The organism is Chrysiogenia bacterium, assembly GCA_020434085.1.
Classification (GTDB): Bacteria; JAGRBM01; JAGRBM01; order JAGRBM01; family JAGRBM01; genus JAGRBM01.
In genome coordinates, this window is record JAGRBM010000112.1 from 1 (window position 1) to 3,924 (window position 3,924).

Here is a 3,924-nt window from a genome sequence, read left to right on the forward strand (position 1 = left end):
GCGGCATCCTAGTCGTGGCCCAAATGCGGAACAAGGGCGAGCCGCTTGCGCCCATCCTTGCACGGGTGGACACGCGTGTCTAGTATCGCCGGATCAGCCGCGCACCGCGCGCATTTCCCAGGAGGCCCCACATGCTCACGCCCAATGAACAGGACAATCTCGTTGTCTGGGACCCGTCCGCCTCGCGCGGGCATGTCGAGAGCTACTTCATGAAGGCCAACGACCCGGCCAGCCGGCGCGCGTTCTGGCTGAAGTTCACGCTCTTCGCGCGCCCCGGTCAGGCAAGTGCCGCGGTGGGCGATGTGTGGGCGATCTTCTTCAACGCCGACACCCACGAGCACGTGGCGCTGCGCAACCAGTTCCCCGCGCGCGAATGCACCCTGGGTCGCGACCACGTCGAAGTGAAGATGGGTGCAAGCGAGTTCCACACCGGACGCAGCGTCGGCGATCTGAAATTGGACGACCAGAGCATCAAGTGGGACCTGACATTCGATACCTCGGGCGCGCCCTTCCATCACTTCCCCAGCGAAAAGCTCTACAAGGGGCGCTTTCCAAAGAGCAAGGCGCTCTCACCCTACCCCGACAGTTCCTTTACCGGAACCATCACGGTCAACGGCGAGAAGGTCGCCATCGATGGATGGCCCGGCATGCAGGGCCACAACTGGGGCGAGCAGCACACGCCGCGCTATGCCTGGGGCCACTGCAACCTCTTCGATGGAAATCCCGAAGACACTTTCTTCGAGGGCTTTACCGGTCGGATTCTGGTAGGCGGCGTGATGATTCCGCCGGTCACGCGCACCTTCCTTCGCTACAAGGGCACCGATTACCCGCTGCTCTCCGCGAAGGGAACGCTGTGGCCGCCGGCAACCATTCGCTACGACCAGTGGGATTTTCAGAGCGAGGGCCAGGGCTACGTGCTCGAGGGATCGCTCAAGGCCGACAAGCGCGACATGGTCGGGCTCTATTACAAGAATCCCGAAGGGCCCAACACCGATTGCCTGAATTCAAAACTCGCGCGCTGCGACCTGCGACTGTTCGAAACGAACGGAAGAAAGCGCACGCTCGTTACCGAGTTGCACAGCGCGCACGGCGCGGCGCTCGAAGTGGCGATTCACGAGGGCGAATCGCACGGCGTGCGCATGACTGTCTAGGCGCGTTCGGTCACTCTGACGCACCACAACAGTCGAAGATTTGGACATTTTGCACCTGGTTGGCGCATTGGCCTGCCGAAGGGGCCTTGCCCCCTCACCCGGGGAGAAACCGCAGAGGCCGGAGGAGGCCTCTCAGCACGTTTTCCCCAGCAATTCCCGGCCGCTTCACGTATAACTTATTGAAATTACTTGTCTTTTTTAGTTACCCACAAATGCCACCCGGCCCGGACCATCCACAGGGCGGCGCAAAATTTTTCTTGGGGCATCGTCAAGAAGGCAACGCCAGAATCGCCATGAATTCGATGGCTTAGGCATTTCGACAACTTTTTGACGTTTTTGGGAGGTGCTGATCTCTATTGAAGAGCAAGCGGCCAGTGGTTTATATCTAAGTGCAGTCCGGCCCCGGCGCTTGGTGGCGACGACCGGACGGTTTGGGTGGAACACAGGCCTTCCAGCCGGCTCTCAAAGGGCCGCTCGGCGAGTTTTCTCCCTGAACCCTACAACTGAACGGTCTTTTTAGAGGAAGTGCTTTCAATTGCCATGAACACCCCTTCCTCTTTGAGAGTGAAAGCGCCGGTTCCTGGCGAAACCGGCGCTTTCTTTTTGTACTGCTTGTACAGCGTGTTTGCTCCGCCTCAGGGCCTGCTGGCCGGCGCGTCCTTGTCGATCGCATCGGGCACCTCGGGGCTCGTCTGCCCCGCCTCAGGCGTCTCAACGCCCTTGGGAACGCCCTGGTAGTCGACATTGGAGTAGAGCAGGTACCAGCTCTCGATGAAGGTCTCGCGCGCCAGCGGGTTGTGTCCCGGGAACTTGCGATCGGGTCCGATCAGATCGAGCGGCTCGGCGCCCGAGAGATGCTCGCCAACGAGCAACCAGTCGCCGCCCCAGCCTTCCTTGAGAATGCGCAGCCCCTCGTCCCCCTCAAATGCGGCGTGGTGGAAGAACGAAGAGGTCGTGTAGGTGCAGGCGGTAAGTGCCTTAAAGGGCGTGTAGCCGAGCGTTCCGAGCACCGCCTCGGCGCGCTGCCATCCGCTGGTCTCGGGGAGCTTCTCGCGCGGCTCCTCGGGAAAGAGCGAATCGATGCGCGTCTTGAGCAGCTGCTCCATCTCGCGCGGAATTGCGGGGCGCCCGGCGCCCAGATCCTCCGCACGCGCGACCGGCGTGCCGACAACGGCAACCAATGAACAAAGCCAAGCAGTGAGAATCATCTTGTAGAGAGCATTTTTCACAAGGCGTGAGCTTACCCGGGAGCGGGAAAAAAAAGAAGACGAGAGAGATGGTACCCCGTACCGGACTCGAACCGGTGTTTCCGCCGTGAGAGGGCGGCGTCCTAGGCCGCTAGACGAACGGGGCCTTGAAAGCAGAAATTCTGGTGTGCCCGGGCCTCAAAAGGTCCCTCAAGAAAATTGGTTCCGGGAGATGGATTCGAACCACCATTGACTGGTTCAGAGCCAGCTGTCCTACCATTAGACGATCCCGGAACGGGCATGTCGCGCAGGTGCGGCGCCGCGACGAAGCCCCTATATAGTGAGCACTCCCCTGCCTGTCAATTCATGGATTGCGGCCCGATTCGGGGTTCCTCCCGCCCGTGTGGGCATGGTAAGATGCCGGCTCCCCAACTCAGGACCGGACATGAAGAAGATACTCGTCGCCGAAGATTTCGAAGTGCTCTCGAAGCTGATCCGCAACGCGCTCAAGGGCGTGGAAGCCCAGCTCATGGAGGCCTACGACGGTGCCGAAGCGCTCAAAATGGCGCTGGCCGAGAAACCCGACCTCATCATCATGGACATGGACATGCCCAAGATGACCGGATTCGACGTGACCCGCAGCCTGCGCGCCAAGCCAGAATTCGCTGCCACGCCGATCCTGATGCTCACCGCCACCGGGGATGAGCGCAGCGCCAGGGACGCCGGCGTCACCGCCTTCATGTACAAGCCCTACTCCCCCGCAAAGCTGCGCGAGAAGGTCCAGGAACTACTCGATCACTGAGTGCTTATTGCCCGGGTTCGGGATCGCCGACCTGCGAGAGATCTTCGCCGGAGCGCCAGGCACAACGGAACCCGATGGAAGGTCGCGCTGTCTGGGCATCGACGGGCTGGCGATCAGTCACGCGCAGGGCGTCGGGCTTTTCAGGGTCGCGCACATCGTTGAAGGAACCGCCGCGCAGCACTTTTCTGCGCCCCCGGCCCGGACCGCGCGGGTCCTTCCACGGGGCAAGCCGGTAGTAGCCTACCGAGTACCAGTCCATCACCCATTCCGATGCATTACCAAGCGTGTTGAGAAGTCCGTAGGGACTCGCCCCTTCTGGAAAGCTCTCGGCCGGGGCAAGCTCGTCGTAGCCGTCGATGCCGCCGCGGGCGTTTTCTTCCTCGTCCCAGTCGGCGAAGTTGAGCAGCTTGGGATCGAACTCGCTTCCCCAGGGAAACTGCCAGTCGGTCGTGCCGCGCGCGGCCAGCTCCCACTCAGCTTCGGTGGGAAGGCGTTTGCCCGCCCACAGGCAGTAACCGTAGGCCTGGTACCAGTTCACACCCGTGATCGGGAGCGCCGGATCGGTGATTCCCGGGTACGGGCGCGCTTCCTCGCAGGCCCCTACCCGCACGCACTCGGCGTAGTCGGCGCGGGTTACTTCGAGGCGATCAATGTAGAAGGTCGAGATGACGATCTTGCGCGCGGGCGCTTCGTCTTTCTCGGTATCGTCGGCGCCGCGACGGAAAGTGGCGCCCGGGATCTTCACCATCCCGGAGATGATCTCGCTCACGGCCTTCCAGGGGAC

General features: G+C 61.8%; 4 protein-coding genes and 2 tRNA genes. 2 read left to right on the plus strand and 4 right to left on the minus strand.

Annotated features, from left to right (window positions below):
* Positions 1-131 precede the first annotated feature (131 nt).
* Positions 132-1,151, plus strand: coding sequence for a hypothetical protein (locus tag KDH09_03780; protein MCB0218791.1), 1,020 nt, complete (start codon positions 132-134; stop codon positions 1,149-1,151).
* Between the two features lie 635 nt (positions 1,152-1,786).
* On the opposite strand, the gene KDH09_03785 is transcribed toward KDH09_03780, so the two are convergent.
* From KDH09_03785 to KDH09_03795, 3 genes are all read right to left on the minus strand, one after another.
* Complete coding sequence (locus KDH09_03785) at positions 1,787-2,359, minus strand: hypothetical protein (protein ID MCB0218792.1); 573 nt, start codon at positions 2,357-2,359, stop codon at positions 1,787-1,789.
* A 69-nt stretch (positions 2,360-2,428) separates the two neighbouring features.
* Positions 2,429-2,504: transfer RNA gene (locus KDH09_03790), tRNA-Glu, on the minus strand.
* 54 nt (positions 2,505-2,558) lie between these two features.
* Positions 2,559-2,632 (minus strand) — tRNA-Gln (locus tag KDH09_03795).
* Positions 2,633-2,783: 151 nt separating this feature from the next.
* Between KDH09_03795 and KDH09_03800 the strand changes: the two genes are divergently transcribed.
* Positions 2,784-3,140, plus strand: coding sequence for a response regulator (locus tag KDH09_03800; GenBank protein ID MCB0218793.1), 357 nt, complete (start codon positions 2,784-2,786; stop codon positions 3,138-3,140).
* A 4-nt stretch (positions 3,141-3,144) separates the two neighbouring features.
* Here the strand turns inward: KDH09_03800 and KDH09_03805 are convergent.
* The coding region (locus KDH09_03805; protein MCB0218794.1) for an SUMF1/EgtB/PvdO family nonheme iron enzyme at positions 3,145-3,924 on the minus strand (780 nt) is incomplete at its 5' end.

Excerpts from the sequence above, each read along its gene's own strand:
- KDH09_03780 (MCB0218791.1), top strand. The coding sequence starts at position 132 with ATGCTCACGCCCAATGAACAGGACAATCTCGTTGTCTGGGACCCGTCC.
- KDH09_03785 (MCB0218792.1), bottom strand. The coding sequence starts at position 2,359 with ATGATTCTCACTGCTTGGCTTTGTTCATTGGTTGCCGTTGTCGGCACG.
- KDH09_03800 (MCB0218793.1), top strand. The coding sequence starts at position 2,784 with ATGAAGAAGATACTCGTCGCCGAAGATTTCGAAGTGCTCTCGAAGCTG.